Raw genomic sequence first — 16,915 nt, forward strand, 5'->3', positions numbered from 1 at the left:
GCACATATGCGCCGCATCGAAGGTGCTGTCCAGAACTACGCCTGGGGGTCGCACGAAGCGCTGGCGAAGCTGCAGGGGCGGCCTACCCCGACCGAGCAGCCCGAGGCCGAGCTGTGGTTCGGCGCGCACCCAGGTGCTCCCGGGGTGCTGCTGGACCTGATTACCGCCGATCCCGAAGGACAACTGGGGCAGGGGCGCAAGGCCCTTCCGTTTCTGCTGAAGCTGCTGGCCGCCGAGCGCGCACTGAGCATTCAAGTGCATCCGACGAAGGCGCAGGCCGAGGCAGGATTCGCCGCCGACGAGGCTGCCGGGATCGCCCGCGACGCCTTCGAGCGCAACTACAAGGACGACAACCACAAGCCCGAGCTGCTGGTCGCCCTGGGTGAGTTCGAGGCGATGGCGGGCTTCCGGCCGGTCGCCCGCACTGCCGAGCTGCTGGATCGGCTGGCCCTGCCCGAACTGGATTTCCTGCGAGGCGATCTGCGCGGTGCGGTCGAGTGCGCGCTGCACATGCCGCCGGGGGATCTTCCGGAGATTATTGACGCCCTCACGCGGCGCTGCCGGGAGCTCGTGGCCAACGCGGACGATTGGGTGGGCGAGGTGGCGGACCTGGTTCTGCGCCTGGAGCAGCAGTACCCGAACGACCGGGGCGTGCTGTTTGCGCTGCTGCTCAACCGTGTGGTTCTGCAGGAAGGCGAAGCACTGTACCTGGACGCGGGACAGCTGCACGCCTATGTGCGCGGCACGGGCGTGGAGATCATGGCGAACTCGGACAACGTGCTGCGCTGCGGGCTGACTCCGAAGCACATCGACGTCGAGGAGCTGCTGAGCGTGGTGCGCTGGGAGGCGCTCGCGGATCCGCGCCTGCAGGCCGATGCGGATGGGGTGTATCACACCCCGGCGGAGGAATTCAGCCTGCGCAGAGTGGACGGGGATGCAGAGGTCGCCGGGCCGGCAATCGTGTTGGCCGTCGGGGGAGCCACGGAGTGCGGGGAGCTGCACCTGGATAGCGGCTCCGCCGCGTGGGTGCCCGCAGGCGAGGAGGTGCGCGTGAGCGGGAAGGCCTTTATCGCCCGTCCCGGGGCTTAGGCTTCGGGCCTGCCGTGGTGTCGGTGGGGCCGTCTGAGGCCTCGCCGTTGTTAGGTTCCTTTGGTTCCTCGGCCTCGTCAGTCCCGCGCTGCGGCTCGGCGGTCTTAGTCGAGTCGGAAGGCTCCAGAGGGAAGCCATCCGTCGGGAATGGGATCTCGGCGCTGCCGTCCGTGGCCTTGCCGGTCTCGGTGACGGGGCCGGGCTTAGTTGTGCCGGGCTGTTCCGCCTGCGACGCGCCCGGCCGAGCCGACGAGACCTGTGGAGCCTGCTGGGTCGACGGGGGCTGGGTCGGAACCTGTGGCTGCTGTGCCTGCCCGGGGGACTCCAGGCCTTCCGCGACGATGGTCTCGGATGGCTGCGAGCCGTTGTTCTGCTGGCCGTTCCAGGCGTTGGGTGGCAGGTAGGGATCCTGGCCCAGCGGGGCGACATTGCTGAAGTTCGACCCGTTCCCGGACTGCGGGGCGCGCGTGGAGTAGGCAGGCGGATCCGGCTGCGCGGTCGGCTCGTCGGAAACCACATCGTGATCCTGGGAAGCCGCGCCTGTGCTGATGGCGACAGTCGACTCCTCTGTCGTATTGCGCTTCGGGGAGGTGGCCTCCGAACCCGACTGCCAGGTCCAGACGCCGATGACTCCGGCCAGGACTAAGCCGACGATGGCGATGCCGCTGATGGCGCGGGGAACCGGGGAGTGTTGCTCACCGGTCTCGTAGATGACGGCGGTGCCCTTTTCTTCTTCGGCGCCGCGTTGTTCTTCTTCGGCCATCTGGCTCACCTCCTTTTCGGCAAAAGTCACAATTTGGTTAAGGCACAACAGAGCCTAGCAGGGATACACGGCTTTGACCACAGTTATTGGGCGTGTAAACGCGCTACAGTCGGTAATTGAGCGACAGAAAGGGCAGCACCATGAGCAACTGGGACGAATTCATCTTCTCGCAGGAAGACAACGTGGACTTCCTGGACGAATTGGCCGACCTGGATGGCCCCGAGGTAGCTGGGGCTCTCGTGGACGCCGTGAACCTCGCCCTGCGCGAAGAACAATCCGGTTCGGTGGACTACTCCATCGGCCTGTGTGCGGCCACGGTCGCAGCCATCTGGGGCGGCGCGCCCTTCAGCACGGCAACGGTGGCTGACGAACACCCCTTTATCCGCGCCCACATCGGCGAATGCCCAACCAACCTGCAGGAAGTTGCGCTGCAGCTGCTCGACGGGGAGATGGAGCGGCGCGAGGGCGAGGAAGACCTGGAAGCCGAGGGGCTGGAAACCTTCGTCGAGGCGCTGAGCTAGTAGACTGTCTGAAGAAAAATAGCCCTATAGCTATATACCTGTACATTTACCGAGGAGTCACCCCACCCATGGAGTTTAAAGTCAAGGATCTCTCGCTGGCAGAGGCCGGCCGCCACCAGATCCGCCTGGCGGAATACGAGATGCCCGGGCTGATGCAGCTGCGTAGCGAATACGCAGAAGAGCAGCCCCTGAAGGGCGCCCGCATCGCCGGCTCCATCCACATGACCGTACAGACCGCCGTGCTCATCGAAACCCTGGTGGCCCTTGGTGCAGAGGTGCGCTGGGCATCCTGCAACATCTTCTCCACCCAGGACGAGGCCGCCGCGGCCATCGTCGTCGGCGATGGCACCCCGGAGGCTCCGGCCGGCGTGCCGGTGTTCGCCTGGAAGGGTGAGACCCTGGACGAGTACTGGTGGTGCCTGAAGCAGATCTTCACCTGGGGTGAAGGCGTGGAGGCCAACATGATCCTCGACGACGGCGGCGACGCGACAATGGCCGTCATCAAGGGCATGGAGTTCGAAAACGCCGGCCTGGTCCCCGACGCGGAAGAGCAGGATTCGGACGAGTACAAGGCCTTCCTCGGAATGCTGCGTGAGACCTTGGCGGAGGACGGTAAGTTCTGGAGCCGGGCGTCAGAAAACATCAAGGGAGTGACCGAAGAAACGACGACGGGCGTGCACCGCCTGTACCACTTCGCGGAGCAGGGTCTGCTGCCCTTCCCAGCGATGAACGTCAACGATGCGGTGACGAAGTCCAAGTTCGACAACCGCTACGGCACCCGCCACTCCCTGATCGACGGCATCAACCGCGCCACCGACATGCTGATCGGCGGCAAGTCGGTGCTGCTGTGTGGCTACGGCGACGTCGGCAAGGGCTGCGCCGAAGCGCTGGCGGGCCAGGGCGCGATCGTAAAGGTCACCGAGGTAGACCCGATTAACGCCCTGCAGGCGCTCATGGACGGCTTCGAGGTCGTGCAGGTTGAGGACTTTATTAGTGACGCCGACATCGTCATCACCGCAACGGGCAACCTAGGAATCATCACGTTTGAGCACATGCAGATGATGAAGAACCATGCGGTGCTCGGAAACATCGGCCACTTCGACAACGAGATCGACATGGCCAGCCTGCTGCACCGCGAGGACGTCAGCCGCGTGACCATCAAGCCGCAGGTAGACGAGTTCACCTTCCCGGATGCCAACGGCGACCCGGTTTCCATCGTGGTGCTGAGCGAGGGGCGCCTGCTGAACCTGGGCAACGCCACCGGCCACCCGTCGTTCGTGATGTCCAACTCCTTCGCTGACCAGACGATCGCGCAGATCGAGCTGTACACGAAGTCCGACCAGTACGGCAACGACGTCTACCGCCTGCCGAAGATCCTGGACGAGATGGTTGCGCGCATCCACGTCGAGGCGCTCGGCGGAAAGCTGACGACGCTGACCAAGGAACAGGCTGAGTACATCGGCGTGGACGTTGCCGGCCCGTTCAAGCCGGAGCACTACCGCTACTAGACATGATCGTTAGCTTTGAAGGGGTCGACGGTGCGGGAAAGAACACCCTGGTCACGGCCGTAGAAAAAGAGTTGGTGGAGCGCGAGGTGCCGGTCGCGCGCATCGCGTTTCCGCGATACGAGGAATCCCACCCAGCGATGCTGGCGCGAGAGGCGCTGCACGAGAACCTGGGCGACCTGATCGATTCCGTGCACGGCATGGCCACCCTGTTCGCCCTCGACCGCGCCGAGATCGGGGCGGAACTGGCGGACTTCGACGCAGATGGCTACGTGATTCTGATCGACCGCTACACCGCCTCTAACGTGGCTTACTCCGCCGCGCGCGTCAACGGCGACGTGGCCGAGGTCGGCCAGTGGGTTAACCAACTGGAGCAGGAGAAGCTAGGAATCCCGGCACCCGACCTGCAGATCCTGGTGGACGTCGAGGCGGAGGTGGCCGGGCAGCGCGCCGAGTCGCGCGAGTCCCAGGACCAGTCGCGGGCACGAGATGCTTACGAACGGGACAGCAGCCTGCAGGAACGCACCGTCCGTGCCTACCGGGCGCTGGCGGAGCAGCAGTGGCTGAGCCCATGGGTGACGGTCGACAGCACCGGAGATGACTATGAGGCCCGCGCGGCAAAGGTCGCGGACCTGCTGGAAGAAATGAGAGGATGACAACCGTGGAAACGAAGATTCTGGTGGTCGACGACGACCCGGCAATTGCGGAAATGCTCACCATTGTTTTGCAGGGTGAGGGCTTTCGCACCGTGGTCGTGGGCGATGGCGTAGAGGCCGTGAAGGCCGCGGAAGAACACAACCCGGATCTCATCCTGCTGGACGTCATGCTGCCCGGCATGAACGGCATTGACGTGTGCAAGGCGATCCGCGAAACCTCCACGGTGCCGATCGTCATGCTGACGGCGCGTACCGACACCGTGGACGTGGTGCTGGGGCTGGAATCCGGTGCCGACGACTACGTGCACAAGCCGTTTAAGCCGAAGGAGCTGGTGGCGCGCGTGCGGGCTCGACTGCGCCGCACCCCCGAGGAGGCACCTGCGGAGACGATCGAGGTGGCGGACCTGAAGATCGACGTGCCCGGCCACCAAGTGATCCGGGATGGTCAGGAGATCGCGCTGACTCCGATCGAGTTTGACCTGCTGGTCACGCTGGCTTCCCGCCCGCGCCAGGTGTTTTCCCGCGAGGAGTTGCTGGAGCAGGTGTGGGGCTACCGCAAGTCCAGCGACACCCGCCTGGTGAACGTCCACATCCAGCGCCTGCGCTCGAAGGTGGAGAAGGACCCGGATGATCCGAAGATCATCCAGACCGTCCGCGGGATCGGCTACAAGACCGGCGAATAGGTTCTCGTGGAGCAGGAACAAGCGAGGGAACAAGCGAGGGCCAAGAAACGCAAGCCAGCCCGCCAAACACAACCAAAGGCCCCGGGTTTCCCGCAGAAAGTGCAGGGGAAGACGCTAGCTGCGGGTGCGACGTTTTGGTCCGTGCTGCGCGACTTCTTCCGCCGGCCGCGGGATACCTGGCTGCGGCTCATTAACTCGATCCGATTGCGCTGGCAACAGTCCATCCAGCTGCGAGTCATCGGTAGCGTGGTGGCCTCCAGTACTTTCGCATTCCTGCTCATTGGTTTCCTGCTGGTCGGTTTCCTGAGCCAGCAGCTGCTGGCCACCAAGTTCTCCGAGGCCGTGGACAGCATGGATCGGGCACGCACGGCAGTGGAAGAGCAGATCAGCGCCACCGACTCTTCCAACCCGGTGTCCGTGCGTCTGACTTCCGCAAGGGCGGTGCTGACGAACCGCTCGCCAGGGGTGGAGCAATCAAGCGCCCCGGTGTACGACTCGGTGCTTATCGCCAACAATGCCAGCGAGACGGAAACGCGGATTCCCAATCACATCGATATCCCTGAAAATCTGCGCGAGTTTGTGCGCCAGGGGCAGGTGGCCTACCAGTATGCCCGCGTAGAAGGGGAAAACGGTAGCTACAAGGCGCTCATCATCGGCAGTCCCGTGTACTCCGACATTCCTGGTCTCGAGCTGTACCTGCTGGTTCCGTTGACCTCTGAAGAGGCCACGTTGAACCTCATGCGCGGCCTGCTTATGGCCGGCGGGATCGTCCTGATCATTCTGCTGTTGGTGATTGGTTGGGTGTTCTCCCAGCAGATTACCGGCCCAGTCCGTGCGGCCTCGAAGATCGCCGAGAAGCTGGCGGCAGGCCACTTGCACGAGAGGATGGTCGTCGACGGCCAAGATGAGGTCGCTAGGCTCGCCTATAGCTTCAACGACATGGCGGAAAAGCTCTCTACCCAGATTCGCAACCTGGAGGAGTTCGGCTCGTTGCAACGCCAGTTCACGTCCGACGTCTCCCACGAGTTGCGCACCCCTCTGACGACGGTGCGCATGGCGGCGGACATGATCGAGGACAACGCCGACGAACTCGACCCGCTGACCGCCCGTGCAGCTCACCTGATGACGAAGGAACTCGACCGCTTCGAGACCCTCCTGGGCGACCTGCTGGAGATTTCTCGACACGACGCGGGCGTGGCGAACCTATCCGCCGAGAAGGTTGACGTGCGTGGCGTGGTGCGCTCCGCCCTGCAGCAGGTGCGGGCCATCGCAGAGGAGGTCGGCACCGAGTTCAATGTTGATCTGCCGGAAGATCCCGTGGTTGTGGCTGTGGACTCGCGCCGCGTGGAACGCATCCTGCGCAACCTACTGGCCAACGCTGTCGACCACTCGGAAGGCAATCCGATCGAGGTGAAGATGGCCGTCGGCGAGGACTCGCTGGCAGTCGCCGTCACCGACCACGGAGTGGGGCTGAAGCCGGGCGAGGAGGAGATGGTTTTCAACCGCTTCTGGCGCTCCGACCCTTCGCGCGAGCGTCGCACGGGCGGCACCGGCTTGGGCCTGGCCATCGCCAAGGAGGATGCCAACCTGCACGGCGGCCGCCTCGAGGCCATCGGCGAGCCCGGCGTGGGCGCTTGTTTCCGGCTGACCCTCCCACTGGAGCAGGGCCGCACCGTAAAGACCTCGCCGCTGCCTTTGGCGGTGGAGGCTGAGGGCGTCACTACCCAAGAACAAGAAGGGGGCGATGATGAGTAACAAGACCACAAAGGTCACAAAGGTCAAAAAGGTACTGTCCGCGGTGGCCGGACTGGGGCTGCTGGCCGGTTGCTCGACGCTGCCGGACGATACGAACCCCGAGGCGATCTCCAGCTACGCTCCGGCCCCCAGCGGGCAAGAGGCACCGACCCCGACTGATGGGCAGCCCTCCGACCTGCTGCTGCGCGATTTCTTCACCGCCAGCGCCCATCCGCTGCGTAACCACCAGGCGGCAAAGAGGTTCCTCACCGGCAGCATGCAGGGGCGGTGGCAATCCGATGCGCCGACGATGGTGCTAGACAGGATCGACATTGCCTCCGACGGCCCGGGCGATGATTCGAAGATCACCTACCGCGTGCGCGGCAACATCGTCGGCACACTCGGCGTGGGCGGCGTGTTCGACCCGCAGTACAGCGCGTTCGAGACCAGCTACGAGATGCAAAGCGTCGACGGCCAGTGGCGCATCAGCAACCTGCCGAACGTCGTGGTGCTGGACCGACAGGACTTCGTGGGCACCTACCGCGCGCGCAACATCTACTTCCCGGACCTCAACGGCCGGGCGCTCGTGCCCGATCGCCGGTGGATCTACACCGGACAGCAGTCCACCGCCGCCTCCCTGGTCTCGTTGTTGGTTGCGGGTCCGCAGGATCGTTTAAAGAAGGCGGTGCGAAATCTTATTCCTGAGGACGCCACCGCCCAGGTCGCCAACGACGACGAGGGAGACCCCGCCGTACACTTCACCGGCCTGCAGGAACTATCGCCAGACGCGCGCCGGCTGCTGGCGGCGCAGGTGGTGTGGACGCTGGCGGGATCCGAAGTCCGTGGACCCTATGAGCTCACGGCGGATGGCACGCCCATGAGCGATGAGATGCATGGCAAGTGGCTGGTGCAGGATCTTTCGCAATACGACCCGAACGTGCAGGTGCAGGCGCCGCTGCGAGCAGTCTCCGGCGGCGACATCTATCAGCAGGACGGGACGCGGGCGCAGAAACTGGAGGGATGGCTTTCCCAACAGTATGTCGAGTCCGTGGCGCTAAGCCCGCGGGACGAAATCTACGCGGCCGTGACCGGGCGGGGCGATGCACCACGCCAACTGATGATCGGGGCGAAGGGAGACCAGCCGGTGAGCTCCGTGCAGGCGGATTCGCTGACGCGCCCGACCTGGGGGCTGGATGCCACGTCGGCCTACGTGGTGGCCGATGGCGAGCGGATCACGGAGATCACTCGCAACCCGGAGACCGGCGCGGTGGGGGAGCGGCAGGTGGACAGCTCCACAATGAGAATGGTCGACGGGAACGAGAAGCGCATCAGCGTTTTCCGCGTATCGCACGACGGCGCCCGCGCTGTGATGATCGTGAACGGACGCGTCTACGTGGTGACGCTGGAGACGACCGACGATGGCACGAAGCGGCTGGGTGCGCCGGTGGAGATCGGCCACGCCGTGGGGGATACCGCGGTCAGCGCCGACTGGTCCGATGACGGGTCCGTGCTGGTGGGCACGCGCGCCAACGACGCCCCGGTGTGGGACATCGAGGTTGACGGGTCTTACTCGCAGCAGATCACGGGCCGCAACCTTTCTGCCCCGGTGGTGTCGGTGGCCACGGACGGCAGCAAGATCTACGTCACTGACGCAAATGCGTTGATGCAGTTCGACGTTACCTCCGAGGAGTCGCGGTTCTGGCGCGAAGTGCCGACCATGCAGGGAAAGCGGGCAACGCCGGTGCTGGCCGACTAGGCTGAGTGCCCGTGGGGATTAAGGGGGATCTCGGTGCGCTCGCGGGGCTGGTGTGGCGTGCGGACTGCGTGTGCTGCGGGGCGGTGACCGGCGGGCAGCTGTGCGAGGCCTGCGGGCTCCAGCTGATGCAGCGTTGGCAGCGCTGGCAGCCGCGGGTGGCGGCAGTGCCGGTTTTCGTCGCCGGGGTGTACGGCGGCGCGCGGCGGATGCTTATTCTCAGCGCCAAGGAGCGACTGCGGCCGGCGGCCATAGACGTCGCCGGCAGGGTGTTGGCCGCCGGGATTCTGCACGTCAGCGGCTTAGGATTGGTGCCGGATCCGCGTTTGGGGAGGGTGGTTCTGGTGCCCGCCCCCACCCGGAAATCGGCAGCGCGGAAGCGCGGTGGGGACATCGTTACCCGCTTCTGCCACGCCGCCGCAGCGCTGTATCCCGGAGTGGAGGTCCACCCGGTGGCGTGGCTGAGCGAGGCGAGTGTGGATTCGGTGGGGCTGGACCGTCACCAGCGTCGCGAGAACGTGGCCAGCAGTATCCTGTTTGACTCGGCGGCGGTCGGGCGATTGCGCGGGGTGGGGGAGGTCGTGATCGTGGATGACGTGTGCACTACCGGCGCCACAACAGCGCAGTTTGCGCTGGCTCTGACGGCGCGGGGAGTACGGCCTCGATTGGCGCTGGTATTGGCTGGCGCGTAGATCACATCAATAAGGGGTATATGCACAAGTGCAGCAACGGCGATAGGTAGACTAGGAATTGGAACGATCGCCGTTGGAAGGTGGGTAATCCGGCCCGATTCTGGCGGTGAATGACTTTGGAGGTTGAGCAATGTCGACCGGCAAAAACTCGTCCGACTTTGGCAACGAGGAACTTGCTGCACCCGAGGCAGGCGTAGAGATCACTGGGCGCAACGTTGAGGTGCCGGAGCACTTCGCAGACCGCGTCAAGGGCAAGCTCGCGAAGATCGAGCGCCTGGACCCGACCCTCACGTTCTTCCACGTGGAGCTGCAGCACGAGCCCAACCCGCGCCGTGGTGACCAGCAGGATCGCCTTCAGATCACCGCAACCGGCAAGGGTCACATCGCTCGCGCAGAGGCTAAGGAAGATTCCTTCTACGCTGCCCTCGAGGTCGCCGTTGGCCGCATGGAGCGCTCCCTGCGCAAGGTGAAGGCGCGTCGCAAGATCGCCCGTTCCGGCCACCGCGCTCCGATGTCCATGGGCGAGGCAGCTGCCAGCCTGGTGGAAGAGGCACAGCCGAAGGCGGAGACCAAGCCGGAGGAGGTCGGCCCGTACGACGTTGATCCCTACGAGGATCAGTTCAAGCCCGGCCAGATCGTGCGCAAGAAGGTGCACAAGGCCGCTCCGATCAGCGTTGACCAGGCGCTGAGCGAGATGGAGCTCGTGGGTCACGACTTCTTCCTGTTTATCAACGAGGAGACCGGCCAGCCGTCCGTGGTGTACCGTCGCCACGCTTTCGACTACGGCCTGATCACCCTGGAGGAGAAGGCAGCGGAAAAGGACGCAGAGAAGTAACCCCTTTCTCTAATCCGTCTTCAACCCATCAGCCGGCCCCACGACTAACCCGTGGGGGCCGGCTTTTTATGTCTGGATTATGCCCGGACTTGCCGGGTGTAGTTGCCCCCGGCCTTGGGGGTGGGGGTAGGATTATCCGAAGCCGACAAGTTAGCTAACCAGTTTTAGAAATCGAGCAAAGGACAGCATCAGCGTGCTAGGACTTTCGAAAATCCTCCGTATGGGCGAAGGCCGTGCGGTCAAGCGTCTCGCGAAAATCGCCGACCAGGTGATGGACCTCGATGAGGAATACACCAAACTCACCGACGAGGAGCTGCAGGCCAAGACCGACGAGCTGAAGAAGCGAGTTCAGGAAGACGGCGAGAGCCTGGACGACATCCTGCTCGAGGCTTTCGCCACCGCGCGTGAGGCCTCCTGGCGCGTGCTCGGCCAGAAGCACTACAAGGTGCAGATCATGGGTGGCGCTGGCCTTCACTTCGGCTACGTCTCCGAGATGAAGACCGGTGAGGGTAAGACCCTGACCTGTGTGCTGCCCGCATACCTTAACGCGCTGTCCGGCAAGGGCGTGCACGTCGTTACCGTGAACGACTACCTGGCTAAGCGTGACGCCGAGTGGATGGGCCGCGTGCACCGCTTCCTGGGGCTCAGCACCGACGTGATCCTGAGCGGCAAAAACCCCGCCGAGCGCCGTGAGGCCTACAACGCCGACATCACCTACGGTACGAACAACGAGTTCGGCTTCGACTACCTGCGCGATAACATGGCGCACTCCCTGAACGACCTGGTGCAGCGCGGCCACAACTACGCCATCGTGGATGAGGTCGACTCGATCCTCATCGACGAGGCCCGTACCCCGCTGATCATCTCTGGTCCGGTCGAGGGCTCCAGCAAGTGGTTCACCGCCTTTGCGGCAATCGCCCCGAAGCTGACCCGTGACATCCACTACGAAGTGGACGAGCGGAAGAAGACCGTGGGCGTCAAGGAAGAGGGTGTGGAGTTCGTCGAGGACCAGCTGGGCATCGAAAACCTCTACGCTCCGGAGCACTCGCAGCTGGTGAGCTACCTGAACAACTCCATCAAGGCGAAGGAGCTGTTCACCCGCGACAAGGACTACATCGTCCGTAACGGCGAGGTAGTCATCGTCGACGAGTTCACCGGTCGCATCCTGGACGGCCGTCGTTACAACGAGGGCATCCACCAGGCGATCGAGGCGAAGGAACACGTCGAGATCAAGAACGAGAACCAGACGCTGGCCACCGTCACCCTGCAGAACTACTTCCGCCTGTACGACAAGCTGGCCGGCATGACCGGTACGGCGGAGACCGAGGCCGCCGAGCTGAAGTCCACCTACAAGCTGGACGTCGCCGCGATCCCGACGAACAAGGAAAACAAGCGTAAGGACCACGTCGACCTGATCTACAAGACGCAGGAGGCGAAGTTCGAGGCCGTGGCCGAGGACATCGCCGAGCGCGTAGAGACCGGCCAGCCGGTGCTGGTGGGTACCACCTCGGTGGAGCGTTCCGAGTACCTGTCCAAGCTGCTGCAGCGCCGCGGCATCAAGCACAATGTGCTGAACGCGAAGTACCACGAGAAGGAAGCGGAGATTGTCGCCCAGGCAGGTCGTCTGGGAGCCGTCACCGTGGCGACCAACATGGCCGGCCGTGGTACCGACATCGTGCTGGGTGGTAACCCGGACATCATCGCCGACATCAACCTGCGCGAGCGCGGCCTGGATCCGGTGGAGACCCCGGAGGAATACGAAGAGGCCTGGGACGACGAGATCGAGAAGGTCCGAGAGGAGTCCAAGGAAGAAGCGGAGAAGGTCCGCGAGGTCGGTGGCCTGTACGTGCTGGGCACGGAGCGTCACGAATCCCGCCGCATCGACAACCAGCTGCGTGGCCGTTCCGCACGTCAGGGCGACCCGGGCGAGACCCGCTTCTACCTGTCCATGCGCGACGACCTGATGGTGCGCTTCGTCGGCCAGACGATGGAGGCGATGATGACTCGCCTGAACATCCCGGACGACGAGGCTATCGACTCGAAGATGGTCACCAACGCCATCAAGGGCGCACAGTCCCAGGTGGAGTCCGCCAACTTCGAGATGCGCAAGAACGTGCTCAAGTACGACGAAGTCATGAACGAGCAGCGCAAGGTGATCTACGGCGAGCGCCGCCAGATCCTCGAGGGTGAGGATGTGGAAAAGCAGATCCGCAACATGCTGAAGGACACCATCGAGGCATACGTCGACGGCGCGACCGCCGAGGGCTATGTCGAGGACTGGGATCTGGATACCCTGTGGAACGCCCTGGATTCCCTCTACGGCCCGACCTTTACCCACGAGGAACTGGTGGAAGGCGACGATTACGGCCGCCCGGGCGAGCTGAGCTCTTCTCAGCTGCTGGAGGCGCTGCTCGACGACGCGAACCGCGAGTACGACGAGCTGGAGGAGAAGGTCACGGAGATCGCCGGCGAGGAGCAGATGCGCGGCATGGAGCGCGCGGCTTTGCTGAACGTCGTGGATCAGAAGTGGCGCGAGCACCTCTACGAGATGGACTACCTGAAGGAAGGCATCGGCCTGCGTGCGATGGCGCAGCGCGATCCCCTGGTGGAGTACCAGCGCGAGGGCGGCGACATGTTCAACCGCATGAAGGACGGCATCAAGGAAGAGACCGTCCGCCAGCTGTTCCTGGTGCGTAACCAGCTGAAGCAGGCCGGCCAGGTGCACGTCGAGGACCCGGCGGCCGGTAACGAGGGCGTGGCCGTGGACCGCGCCACGCAGACCACCATGGGTGGTTAAGAACTAGATCAAGCTGAGGCTATCGATCGCCCAGACCTTGACCCCGCGCCGCGCGGAGCTGTGCAGCTGATGCAGCTCCGCACGGCGCTTTTGCGTGTGCTGTGACATGCTGCCCGCAATTGCCCGCACTCGCTCGCCCATCTGCACAGACGCGCAGAAGCGAACACAATCGCCCGCGCTGGGCTGGATGTGCAGGCTTATTATTGACGCCCCCTTCTCCACCCGCCCGCTCGTCGGCTCCGGCCGCACGTGCCGGCGGACGCGCAGTTGCTCTAGCACCCGCTCGCCGAAGGGCGCGCGGCGCAAATGATCGATCGGACGGCGCCCCTCCAAAGCCTCCAGCCACATTTTTACGATCTGCGCGATGCGTTGGGGCGGTGGGGTGTTGGCGTCACGAAAAGAATCCGTGACCTCCTCCTCAGTGACCTGCACCGCGACGGCCGGGGTGGGTGGGCGCAGGAACACGAAGTCCGGAAGTGGGCGCGTGGAAGTTGAAGTGGTCACGAAAGAAAACCCCCTGTTGTTCATGCCATTGATGCCGTACGGCGCGTTCCCCCGAAGGCGCCATACGGGCATAACTATAGCGAAGTGCGCGCCCTGCGGGGCGCCGGAGGGCGAAAAGATGGCAGAATGTAGGGCATGCGTGGACTAGTAGTTGATTATTGCGGAGTGTTGGACGGCGCCGAGGAAGACCGCAGGCGGTGGCGCAAGCTCCTGTCGGCAGCGCGAGCGGAGGGCATTGCCACGGCGATTCTTTCCAACGATCCGGGCGGGGCGGGCGCGGCCCCCATCCGTACGTGGTTGGAGGGCGGCTACGTGGATGCCGTGGTGCTGTCCGGCGAGGTGGGCGCGGAGAAGCCCTCGGAGGAGATCTTCCGCATTACCGCCGACCGCCTGGACCTGCCGCAGCAGGATCTGGTGCTGGTGGACGACAACATCCTGAACATCCGCGGCGCCGTGGATGCCGGCCTGATTGGCATTTACTACCAGCAGTTCGACCGCGCGGTGGTGGAGATTACCGGCGTGTTCGAGCTGGAGGGGGAGTTCTAAACCATGCTGGTGTACATTCCCGCGACTTTTGACATGCTGGGCACACTCGCGGAGCAGGGAGAGCACCCGGTGCGCTCCGCGGTGGGATTTGCGCTAACGCCGGCGGTGCGGGAGTTCTACACCGGCGGCGACGAGGAGGAGCTGGCGTACACGGCCTTCCTGGACGCCGCGCGGGCCTCGCTGCGCCTTCTCAGCGCGGGCGGGGAGGAGCGCTTTCCGCACCGGCGCGTGGTGATCAGCGCGGAGATCGACGACTCGGCGGTTACTTTGGCGCCGACCGACGGCGAGTCCGTGGTGCGGCTGGATCCGGCGGTTGTGAAGGTGGAGCAGTTGTTGGCGATCCATGTTGATGACGCCGACGCGGAGGCCGCCACGGCGAAAGCGATCGAATGTATCGACGCAGCTGACCTGGGGGATGAGGACGCGGAGTTCGCGCTGGGGGACTGCGAGGACAACCTGATGAGCTGGTACGACGCGAAGGAGCTGCCGTTCCTGGTGGATTTGATGTAGCGGGTTAGCTACATTTCCCACTCGTTGTTGCTGCGCAGGGCCTCCAGCAGGCGGCGGATCGCTGTGACGCGCCGGGCGGACGCGCCGGTGAGGGTATCCAGGGCGCACTCCGGGTCGGCGGGCGGACCCATGTGGGTGCAGCCGCGCGGGCAGTCTTCGGTGACCTCGCGGAGGTCCTCGAAAACTTGTACGACGGTATCTGGGTCGACGTGTGCGAGCCCCAGGCTGCGGATGCCAGGGGTGTCGATGATCCAGCCGCCCGCGGGCAATTGGAGCGCGACGGACTGGGTGGAGGTGTGGCGGCCCTTGCCCACCCCGCTGACCTCTCCGGTGGCGCGTTCCGCGTCGGGGATGAGGCGGTTAAACAGGGTGGATTTGCCCACCCCGGAGTGGCCGACGAGGGCGCTGACCTTGCCCGTGATGTGCTCGGTGAGTTCGTCCAGGGAGTCGCTGACGCCGGTGGTGAGAACCTCCACGTCGAGGTCACGGAACTCGGCAGCGAACGCGCTGGGGTCGGCTAGGTCGGACTTGGTGAGGCAGACCAGCGGGGTGAGGCCGCCGACGAAGGCGGCGATGAGGGCGCGCTCCACGAAGCCGGTGCGCGGCGGCGGATCGGCCACGGCGCTGACGATCAACAGGTAGTCCGCGTTGGCCACGACGATCCGCTCGAAAGAGTCTGTATCGTCCGCGGTGCGGCGCAGGATGGACGTGCGGTCTTCGAGCCGCACGATGCGTGCCAGGGTGTCCTTCTTGCCGGAGGTATCGCCGACCACGCTGACGTGGTCGCCGACGACCACATTGGTGCGCCCCATCTCGCGGGCACGCATGCAGGTGACGAGGGTGCCGTCTTCGTCCAGCACCACGCCCCAGCGGCCGCGGTCCTTGGAGACGACCATGCCCCGCTTGGCGTTCTTATGGCTCGGCCGATCCTTCGTCCGCGGGCGCGAGCCCTTGCCGGGGCGGACGCGGACGTCGGACTCGTCCCAGTGGTGGGCGTTGCTGTGCCTCCGCCCCATCTAGCGTTCCTGGCCCAGCAGCTGCGCCCAGCGGCGGCGGAAGCCGGGGAGGGTCTTGGCGGTGGTGTCAACGTCGGAGACCTCGATGCCTTCGACGCGCAGGCCCAGGATCGCTCCGGCGGTGGCCATGCGGTGATCGGCGTAGGACTCCCAGCGGCCGCCCTCCAGGGCAGCCGGGTGGATGATCAGCCCGTCGGCGGTCTGCTCGACGTTGCCGCCGAGGGCGTTGATGTTATCCGCCAGCGCCTGCAGACGGTCGGTCTCGTGCCCGCGCAGGTGCGCGATTCCGTAGAGGTGGCTGGGGCTATCTCCCAGGGCCGCCAGGGCGGCGACGGTGGGGGTGAGCTCCCCAATATCGTGCATGTCCCAGGTGATCCCGTTGACGCGGCCGGTGCCGGAGACAACTAGATCGCCGTGGTGGACGTCCAGCTCCGCCTCCGCCCCCATGTCCAGCAGGATCTGGCGGAACTGGTCGCCCGGCTGGTTGGTGGTGGCGGGCCAGTTCTGGATGCGCACGGTGCCGCCGGTGAGCACGCCCGCAGCCATGAACGGGGTGGCATTCGACAGGTCCGGCTCCACGTGCCACTGGCGGCCGCTGATCGGGCCGGGGTGGACGGTCCACCGGTTGAAGGAGGTTTCCACGTCCACCCCGGCCTCGCGCAGCATCTGCACCGTCATCTCGACGTGGGGCTGGCTGGGCAGGGAGTTGCCCTCGTGGATAACGGTGACGCCCTCGGTGAAGCGGGCACCGGCCAGGAGCAGGCCGCTGACGAACTGGGAGGACTCGGAGGCATCGATGGTGATCTCCCCGCCCTGGATCTCCCCGGAACCCTCCACGAAGAAGGGCAGCCCCTCCGGGTTGCACTCGGTGCTTGTCTTCACGGTGGCGCCGAGGGCACGCAGGGAGTCCAACGTGGTGGACATCGGGCGGCGGCGGGCCTCCACGTCACCGTCGAAGGCAACCGTGCCGGTGGCCAGGGCAGCGATCGGCGGGACGAAGCGCATCACGGTGCCGGCCAGGCCGCAATCCACCTGGCCGCCGTGCAGCTTCTCCGCCGGGGTGACGTACATCTGGTCGTTCTTCAACAGGATCTGGGTTCCCATGGAACGCAGAGCCGATATCATCAGCTCCGTATCGCGGCTCACCAGCCCGCCGGTGATGGTGGAGGGCGCATCCGCCAGCGCGGCGAGGATCAGCGCACGGTTTGTGATGGATTTCGAGCCGGGGATAGCCACGGTGGCCTGTACGGGCTCGGTGGCGACCGGAGCCGGCCAGAGTTGTTCAGACATACCTGCAGACATACCCACATT

Annotated in this window: 16 protein-coding genes; 12 read left to right on the forward strand and 4 right to left on the reverse strand. The window is 64.9% G+C overall.

All coding sequences use genetic code 11. The features are described 5' to 3' along the window. The first annotated feature begins 6 nt into the window (after nucleotides 1-6). Nucleotides 7-1,089, forward strand: a complete 1,083-nt coding sequence (manA, locus tag L8V00_RS01750) for a mannose-6-phosphate isomerase, class I (protein WP_269944046.1) — start codon at nucleotides 7-9, stop codon at nucleotides 1,087-1,089. Here manA and L8V00_RS01755 read toward each other — a convergent pair. Continuing rightward, nucleotides 1,067-1,852, reverse strand: a complete 786-nt coding sequence (locus L8V00_RS01755; RefSeq protein ID WP_269944047.1) for a hypothetical protein — start codon at nucleotides 1,850-1,852, stop codon at nucleotides 1,067-1,069. The genes manA and L8V00_RS01755 overlap by 23 nt on opposite strands. A 140-nt stretch (nucleotides 1,853-1,992) precedes the next feature. On the opposite strand from L8V00_RS01755, the gene L8V00_RS01760 reads away from it, so the two are divergent. The 9 genes from L8V00_RS01760 to secA all read left to right on the forward strand — a co-directional run bounded on the left by L8V00_RS01760 (nucleotide 1,993) and on the right by secA (nucleotide 13,028). Further along, nucleotides 1,993-2,373, forward strand: a complete 381-nt coding sequence (locus tag L8V00_RS01760; RefSeq protein ID WP_269944075.1) for a DUF4259 domain-containing protein — start codon at nucleotides 1,993-1,995, stop codon at nucleotides 2,371-2,373. Between the two features lie 68 nt (nucleotides 2,374-2,441). Next, on the forward strand, nucleotides 2,442-3,881 hold the full coding sequence (gene ahcY, locus L8V00_RS01765; protein ID WP_035004320.1) for an adenosylhomocysteinase: 1,440 nt from the start codon (nucleotides 2,442-2,444) through the stop codon (nucleotides 3,879-3,881). 2 nt (nucleotides 3,882-3,883) lie between these two features. After that, a complete protein-coding gene (locus L8V00_RS01770; RefSeq protein ID WP_269944048.1) occupies nucleotides 3,884-4,534 on the forward strand; it encodes a dTMP kinase in 651 nt (216 codons plus the stop codon). Nucleotides 4,535-4,539: 5 nt separating this feature from the next. After that, complete coding sequence (mtrA, locus tag L8V00_RS01775) at nucleotides 4,540-5,217, forward strand: MtrAB system response regulator MtrA (RefSeq protein ID WP_155271074.1); 678 nt, start codon at nucleotides 4,540-4,542, stop codon at nucleotides 5,215-5,217. A gap of 99 nt (nucleotides 5,218-5,316) precedes the next feature. Next, complete coding sequence (gene mtrB / locus L8V00_RS01780) at nucleotides 5,317-6,972, forward strand: MtrAB system histidine kinase MtrB (RefSeq protein WP_420840016.1); 1,656 nt, start codon at nucleotides 5,317-5,319, stop codon at nucleotides 6,970-6,972. Then, on the forward strand, nucleotides 6,965-8,707 hold the full coding sequence (gene lpqB, locus L8V00_RS01785) for an MtrAB system accessory lipoprotein LpqB (protein WP_269944049.1): 1,743 nt from the start codon (nucleotides 6,965-6,967) through the stop codon (nucleotides 8,705-8,707). Before mtrB ends, lpqB begins: the two co-directional genes overlap by 8 nt. 11 nt (nucleotides 8,708-8,718) lie before the next feature. Beyond that, complete coding sequence (locus L8V00_RS01790; RefSeq protein WP_269944050.1) at nucleotides 8,719-9,396, forward strand: ComF family protein; 678 nt, start codon at nucleotides 8,719-8,721, stop codon at nucleotides 9,394-9,396. Nucleotides 9,397-9,526: 130 nt separating this feature from the next. After that, the gene (gene hpf / locus L8V00_RS01795; RefSeq protein ID WP_034984735.1) at nucleotides 9,527-10,231 is read left to right on the forward strand and encodes a ribosome hibernation-promoting factor, HPF/YfiA family; all 705 of its coding nucleotides are present in this window, start codon (nucleotides 9,527-9,529) and stop codon (nucleotides 10,229-10,231) included. A 193-nt stretch (nucleotides 10,232-10,424) separates the two neighbouring features. Next, complete coding sequence (gene secA, locus L8V00_RS01800) at nucleotides 10,425-13,028, forward strand: preprotein translocase subunit SecA (RefSeq protein WP_269944051.1); 2,604 nt, start codon at nucleotides 10,425-10,427, stop codon at nucleotides 13,026-13,028. A 3-nt stretch (nucleotides 13,029-13,031) separates the two neighbouring features. Here secA and L8V00_RS01805 read toward each other — a convergent pair whose 3' ends face one another. Beyond that, nucleotides 13,032-13,532, reverse strand: coding sequence for an Rv3235 family protein (locus L8V00_RS01805; RefSeq protein WP_035004308.1), 501 nt, complete (start codon nucleotides 13,530-13,532; stop codon nucleotides 13,032-13,034). Nucleotides 13,533-13,667: 135 nt separating this feature from the next. Between L8V00_RS01805 and L8V00_RS01810 the strand changes: the two genes are divergently transcribed. Together L8V00_RS01810 and L8V00_RS01815 are read left to right on the forward strand one after the other, a co-directional pair. Then, nucleotides 13,668-14,078: an HAD family hydrolase gene (locus tag L8V00_RS01810; RefSeq protein ID WP_035004304.1), complete on the forward strand. Its 411-nt coding sequence runs from the start codon at nucleotides 13,668-13,670 to the stop codon at nucleotides 14,076-14,078. Between the two features lie 3 nt (nucleotides 14,079-14,081). After that, nucleotides 14,082-14,588, forward strand: coding sequence for a DUF6912 family protein (locus L8V00_RS01815; protein WP_269944052.1), 507 nt, complete (start codon nucleotides 14,082-14,084; stop codon nucleotides 14,586-14,588). Nucleotides 14,589-14,596: 8 nt separating this feature from the next. Here the strand turns inward: L8V00_RS01815 and rsgA are convergent, their stop codons facing one another. Beyond that, the gene (rsgA, locus tag L8V00_RS01820; protein ID WP_035004301.1) at nucleotides 14,597-15,604 is read right to left on the reverse strand and encodes a ribosome small subunit-dependent GTPase A; all 1,008 of its coding nucleotides are present in this window, start codon (nucleotides 15,602-15,604) and stop codon (nucleotides 14,597-14,599) included. After that, complete coding sequence (aroA, locus tag L8V00_RS01825; RefSeq protein WP_269944053.1) at nucleotides 15,605-16,894, reverse strand: 3-phosphoshikimate 1-carboxyvinyltransferase; 1,290 nt, start codon at nucleotides 16,892-16,894, stop codon at nucleotides 15,605-15,607. Between the last annotated feature and the right edge of the window lie 21 nt (nucleotides 16,895-16,915).

It is taken from the genome of Corynebacterium evansiae, from assembly GCF_027570065.1.
Classification (GTDB): domain Bacteria; phylum Actinomycetota; class Actinomycetes; order Mycobacteriales; family Mycobacteriaceae; genus Corynebacterium; species Corynebacterium evansiae.